The 5,342-nt window shown below is 72.6% G+C and carries 5 protein-coding genes; 4 read left to right on the top strand and 1 reads right to left on the bottom strand.

Features of this window, described 5'->3' with window-relative positions; translation table 11 throughout:
• On the top strand, nucleotides 1–1,918 hold a 1,918-nt coding region (locus ACFRCR_RS16430; RefSeq protein ID WP_377679006.1), incomplete at its 5' end, for a DNA translocase FtsK.
• Nucleotides 1,919–2,012: 94 nt separating this feature from the next.
• Here the strand turns inward: ACFRCR_RS16430 and ACFRCR_RS16425 are convergent.
• On the bottom strand, nucleotides 2,013–3,332 hold the full coding sequence (locus ACFRCR_RS16425) for a CapA family protein (RefSeq protein ID WP_377679004.1): 1,320 nt from the start codon (nucleotides 3,330–3,332) through the stop codon (nucleotides 2,013–2,015).
• 137 nt (nucleotides 3,333–3,469) lie between these two features.
• Between ACFRCR_RS16425 and pgsA the strand changes: the two genes are divergently transcribed.
• The 3 genes from pgsA (at nucleotide 3,470) to ACFRCR_RS16410 (ending at nucleotide 5,244) form a co-directional block, all read left to right on the top strand.
• Nucleotides 3,470–4,069, top strand: a complete 600-nt coding sequence (gene pgsA / locus ACFRCR_RS16420) for a CDP-diacylglycerol--glycerol-3-phosphate 3-phosphatidyltransferase (RefSeq protein ID WP_377679002.1) — start codon at nucleotides 3,470–3,472, stop codon at nucleotides 4,067–4,069.
• A gap of 10 nt (nucleotides 4,070–4,079) precedes the next feature.
• The gene (locus tag ACFRCR_RS16415) at nucleotides 4,080–4,571 is read left to right on the top strand and encodes a CinA family protein (protein WP_377679000.1); all 492 of its coding nucleotides are present in this window, start codon (nucleotides 4,080–4,082) and stop codon (nucleotides 4,569–4,571) included.
• Nucleotides 4,572–4,896: 325 nt separating this feature from the next.
• Nucleotides 4,897–5,244, top strand: coding sequence for a helix-turn-helix domain-containing protein (locus ACFRCR_RS16410; RefSeq protein ID WP_030150559.1), 348 nt, complete (start codon nucleotides 4,897–4,899; stop codon nucleotides 5,242–5,244).
• Nucleotides 5,245–5,342 lie beyond the last annotated feature (98 nt).

Raw genomic sequence — 5,342 nt, 5'->3', positions numbered from 1 at the left:
GACCGAGCGCGAGGCCGACGCGGCCGAGCGCGAGCGGCTCGACGGCGGATACGTCGGCGACGAGGCCTTCGAGCGCGCAGCGATGCTCGAGGCCGAGGAGGAAGCGGCCCGCAAGAGCGCCCGGGGCCGCCGCGCGGGCCCCGTCGGCCCCCCGCCGCCGCCCGACGCGCACGAGGACGCGGCCGACCTGCCCACGCAGGTCATCCCCTCCCTCGGCAGGACGGCGCCGTCGCCCAGCGCACCCCCGCCGCCGCCCAACAACCCCGTGCCGCGCGGCGTCCAGCCCATGCTCGAGGGCGACACGGTCTACGTGCTGCCCTCCGAGGACGACCTCGTCAAGGGCGCGCCGCACAAGGTGCGCTCCGCGGCGAACGACCGCGTGGTCGAGTCGCTCACGCGCGTCTTCGAGCAGTTCGAGATCGACGCCAAGGTCACGGGCTTCACGCGCGGACCGACCGTGACCCGCTACGAGGTCGAGGTCGGCCCGGCCGTCAAGGTCGAGCGCATCACGAACCTGTCCAAGAACATCGCCTACGCGGTGGCGTCGGCCGACGTGCGCATCCTCTCGCCCATCCCCGGCAAGTCCGCGATCGGCATCGAGATCCCCAACACCGACCGCGAGACCGTGGTCCTGGGCGACGTGCTGCGCTCGTCCGTGGCCCGGCGCACCGAGCACCCCATGGTCATGGGCGTCGGCAAGGACGTCGAGGGCGGGTACGTCGTCGCGAACCTCGCCAAGATGCCGCACATCCTCGTCGCGGGAGCCACGGGCGCCGGCAAGTCGAGCTTCATCAACTCCATGATCGTCTCGATCCTCATGCGGGCCACGCCCGAGGAGGTGCGCATGGTCCTCGTGGACCCCAAGCGCGTCGAGCTCACGATCTACGAGGGCATCCCGCACCTCATCACGCCCATCATCACGAGCCCCAAGAAGGCCGCCGAGGCCCTCGAGTGGGTCGTGCGCGAGATGGACGCGCGCTACGACGACCTCGCGATGTTCGGGTACAAGCACGTCGACGACTTCAACGCCGCGGTCCGCGCCGGGAAGGTCAAGCCGCTGCCGGGCTCGGAGCGCAGGATCGCGACGTACCCGTACCTGCTCGTGGTCGTCGACGAGCTCGCGGACCTCATGATGGTCGCCCCGCGCGACGTCGAGGCCTCGATCCAGCGCATCACCCAGCTCGCGCGCGCCGCGGGCATCCACCTGGTGCTCGCGACGCAGCGCCCGTCGGTCGACGTCGTCACGGGCCTCATCAAGGCCAACGTGCCCTCGCGCCTCGCGTTCGCGACGTCGTCGCTCGCGGACTCGCGCGTCGTGCTCGACCAGCCGGGCGCCGAGAAGCTCATCGGTCAGGGTGACGCGCTCTTCCTGCCCATGGGGGCTGCCAAGCCCATGCGCGTGCAGGGGGCGTGGGTCGCGGAGAGCGAGGTCCACGCCGTCGTCGAGCACGTCAAGGCGCAGCTCAAGCCGTCCTACCGGACCGACGTCGCGGCCTCCGCCGCGACCAAGAAGCAGGTCGACGAGGACATCGGCGACGACCTCGACCTGCTGCTGCAGGCCGCCGAGCTCGTCATCACGACCCAGTTCGGCTCGACGTCGATGCTGCAGCGCAAGCTGCGCGTCGGCTTCGCCAAGGCCGGGCGGCTCATGGACCTGCTCGAGTCGCGCGAGATCGTCGGCCCCTCCGAGGGGTCCAAGGCCCGCGAGGTCCTGCTCACGGCCGACGACCTGCCCGCGACGCTCGCGATGCTGCGCGGCGAGCCCGGGGCCGAGGTGTACGACGGGGAGTCGGGCGGCGCCGGGCCTGCCGCGGGGACCGGCCGTGACTACTCCGACGGCGCCGACGGGCACATGCCTCCCGTCGCCCAGGAGTACCACGACGACGCCGACGACGAGGCGGACTGGCGCGAGCGCTGAGTCGTGTGCGCGGCCCCCGTCCGGCTGACGGACGAACCTCGCCCGGCCGCCCGGCCGGCTGCTCGCCCAGTGCCGGAGGTCAGACGGACGTTGGTCAGCCCGACGCCCCCGTTCGGGCCGCAACGGTCCCGACGGCGGCCGCCACCCCTGCGGTCCGGGCCCCGACGGTCGGTGGTGGACCCGTGGCGACCGGGGGAGAGACACGTTCGGGGGCGGCGTCCCCGACCGCGGTCCTGACCCGGTCGTACCGAGCGGTGAGGGCGGCCGGGCTGAGGGTGCTCGTGCCGTCTCCCGCGAGGTCGGCGAGCGCCAGGACCGCGTGCTTGCCCAGCCGGTCGACCGTGACCGCCGTCCACTCGAAACCTGTCACGCGGGCCGGGGCGCCCGCGGGCTGGGTGATGGTCGCGGTGACGAGCAGGCCCGAGTCGGTCCGTGCGTCGCAGCAGTCGCCGTCCTGGTTCGAGACGTAGTTGCCGAGCCCGTACGCGACCCACATACCCTGCCCGTCGGGTCCACCCGGCAGAAGAGCGGTCGGCTGCGGGACGTGGGCGTGGTGCCCGAGCACCAGGTCCACCTGTCCCGACGCGGCGAGGAGCGTCGCGAGCCCGACCTGCTCGTCGGTCGGGGGCGTCGAGTACTCGACGCCGGAGTGCATGCTCACGATCACCAGGTCGGCCCCCGCCTCGCGCGCGGCCCGAGCGCGCTCGACGAGGTCGGCGCCGTCGAGCAGCGTGACCGACCAGGGCGCCGAGGCAGGGATCGGCACGCCGTTCGTCCCGTACGTGCCCGCGAGGTGCGCCACGACGATCGACCGTCCTGCTCGCTCGAGCGTGTAGAGGGCGGGGGCCGCGGCCTCTGCGGCGCTGCGGGCGGTGCCGACGTGTCCCAGCCCTGCGGCGTCGAGGGCGTCGAGGGTGGCGGTCACGCCGGCGCGGCCCTGGTCCACGGAGTGGTTCGACGCCGTCGAGCAGCCGTCCCAGCCCTGCTCGCGCAGGTCGGTCGCGAGGTGCGCGTCGGCCGCGAACAGGGGATAGCCGGTGGGTCGTACGCCTGGAGCGGTGAGGGGGACCTCGAGGTGGCACAGCGCGAGGTCGGCGCCACGGACCCAGGCGTCCGTCCCGGCGAGGAGGTCGCTGAAGTCGTAGCCGCCGACCTCGGCCCGAGCCGAGACGTGGACCGGGAGGTGGGGGAGCACGTCCCCGGTCGCGACGACGGTGAAGACGGCGTCCGGCTCGGGACGGCGCGCGACCTCCGCGGCCGGCGTCGCCGCGGCCACTGGCGGCCCTGCGGCAGGCGTCCGGCCCCCGTCGAGCACCAGGGCGCCGAGCGTCGCGAGTGCTGTGGCGCCGACGCCGACAGCGAGCATCTTGAGAAGGTGGCGCTGCCCGCCGTCGGGCCGCGCATGGCGTGTCACGGCGCCGAGACTAGCCCCTCGGATCGTCGGACCGAACATCGGTGAGACAGCTGACGGTCGTTGTGTCCGGGCTTGTCCGTTCGGTCGGAATCCGTCCCTGGTCGGACGAGGGGGCGTGCAGCGCCTACGCTTGTCGTGTGGTCACAGCCGTCCCGTCCCCCTGGAACTCCGCGAACGCGGTCACTATCGCCCGGATCGCCGTGGTCCCCTTCTTCGCGTGGGCGCTGCTCGCCGACGGCGGGCACACGGTCACCTGGCGCCTGGTCGCGACGGCGCTGTTCGTCCTCGCCGCCGCGACGGACCGGGTCGACGGCTACCTGGCCAGGAAGTACGACCTGGTCACGGATCTCGGCAAGCTGCTCGACCCCATCGCCGACAAGCTGCTGATCGGGGCCGCGCTGGTCCTGCTCTCGGCCCTCGGCGACCTGCCCTGGTGGGTCACGATCGTCATCCTCGCTCGTGAGCTCGGCATCACGCTCATGCGGTTCGCGGTCCTCAAGTACACGGTCATGCCGGCCTCGCGCGGCGGCAAGCTCAAGACGGTCCTGCAGTCCGTCGCGATCTCGATCTTCCTGCTCCCGCTCGACCAGATGCCGTCGTGGATCTCGGTGATCGGCTGGGTCGTCCTCGTCGCGGCACTGGTCGTCACGGTGGTGACCGGGGTCGAGTACGCCTACCAGGGCTGGCGGCTGCGGCGCGACGCGCTGCGCGCGGCGAAGACGGCCGGGCAGGACTGAGCCGGTACCGATGGCGAGCGCGGACCTGACGCCTGCGGCCGACGCTGCGGACCTCCTGACCCTGCTCGCGTCGCGGGGCTGGACCCTCGCGGTCGCCGAGTCGCTGACAGGTGGGCTCGTCACGGCCCGCCTCGTGGCCGTCCCGGGAGCCTCCGCCGTGCTGAGGGGCGGTGTCACGGCGTACGCGACCGATCTCAAGGCGAGCGTGCTGGGGGTCGACGCCGAGCTGCTCGCCGCCCGCGGCGCCGTCGACCCCGTTGTCGCGCGGCAGATGGCGCAGGGGGTACGGCGCCTCCTGGGGGCGGACGTCGGGCTCGCGACGACCGGGGTGGCCGGCCCGGACCCGCAGGACGGCAAGCCCCCGGGCCTCGTCCACGTGGCCGTGGTGTCGCCCGAGCGGACCGAGGTCGCCGAGCTGCACCTCGACGGTGACCGGGCGGCGGTCCGTGAGGCCACGGTCGTGCACCTCCTGGCGCTCGCGCGGGGTGTCGTCACCGGGTGATCTCTGCGGAGGTCGGTCGGTGTCCGGACGTGCCATGGGCTGGTCCGCACGAGGGCGAGCCCTGGGGAGTGCGTGGAGAGTTCGTGAACTCCCGGCGACGTCGTGGACGTCTCCCTGGTGCGGGAACAACCCTGGGAGGAAGCGCGTTGAACAGCACGTGATCGCCAAGAGGCCATTCAACAGATCAGCGCATGAGACTACCCCGGGTGCGGGGTACGGTAGGACGATCCCCACGCGAGGAGCGCGGGGAACGACAGGTCAGCGAACCACCACAGGAGCCAGGCAGGCTCCGTCGATCGCACGGGACACGGAAGGGGGCCGCCAGATGATTGTTCTTCGACGAGAGATCGGGGACGTGCTGCGAGACGCTCGCCAGCGACAGGGCCGCACCCTGCGAGAGGTGTCCTCGGCTGCACGCGTCTCCCTGGGATACCTCAGCGAGGTCGAGCGTGGCCAGAAGGAAGCGTCGTCCGAGCTCCTGGGCTCGATCTGCGAGGCGCTCGACATCCCCATGTCGGTCGTGCTCCGAGAGGTCAGCGACCGGGTCGCCGTGGCCGAGGGCCTCATGATCCCGGACACGATCCCCGCCGACTTCGCCACGAGCCTCATGGGTCGCGGTGCTGCGGCCGAGAGCGCGCGACGCATGCGGGAGGACCTTCAGCCGGTCGGCTGACGCAGGCTCAGGGCCTCTGACAGGTCGGACACCAGAAGATCGGTCGCTCGAACGGCGCCTGGTTCGCCGGAGCGACGACGACGGGCGTGCCACATCGG

The organism is Oerskovia sp. NPDC056781 (genome assembly GCF_042789955.1).
GTDB lineage: Bacteria > Actinomycetota > Actinomycetes > Actinomycetales > Cellulomonadaceae > Oerskovia > Oerskovia rustica.
Note: the sequence above shows the minus strand (reverse complement) of the source record. Positions and strands in the feature narration are given on the sequence as shown.

Coding starts and splice junctions, on each gene's coding strand:
- ACFRCR_RS16410 (WP_030150559.1), top strand. CDS start 4,897: ATGATTGTTCTTCGACGAGAGATCGGGGACGTGCTGCGAGACGCTCGC.
- ACFRCR_RS16415 (WP_377679000.1), top strand. CDS start 4,080: ATGGCGAGCGCGGACCTGACGCCTGCGGCCGACGCTGCGGACCTCCTG.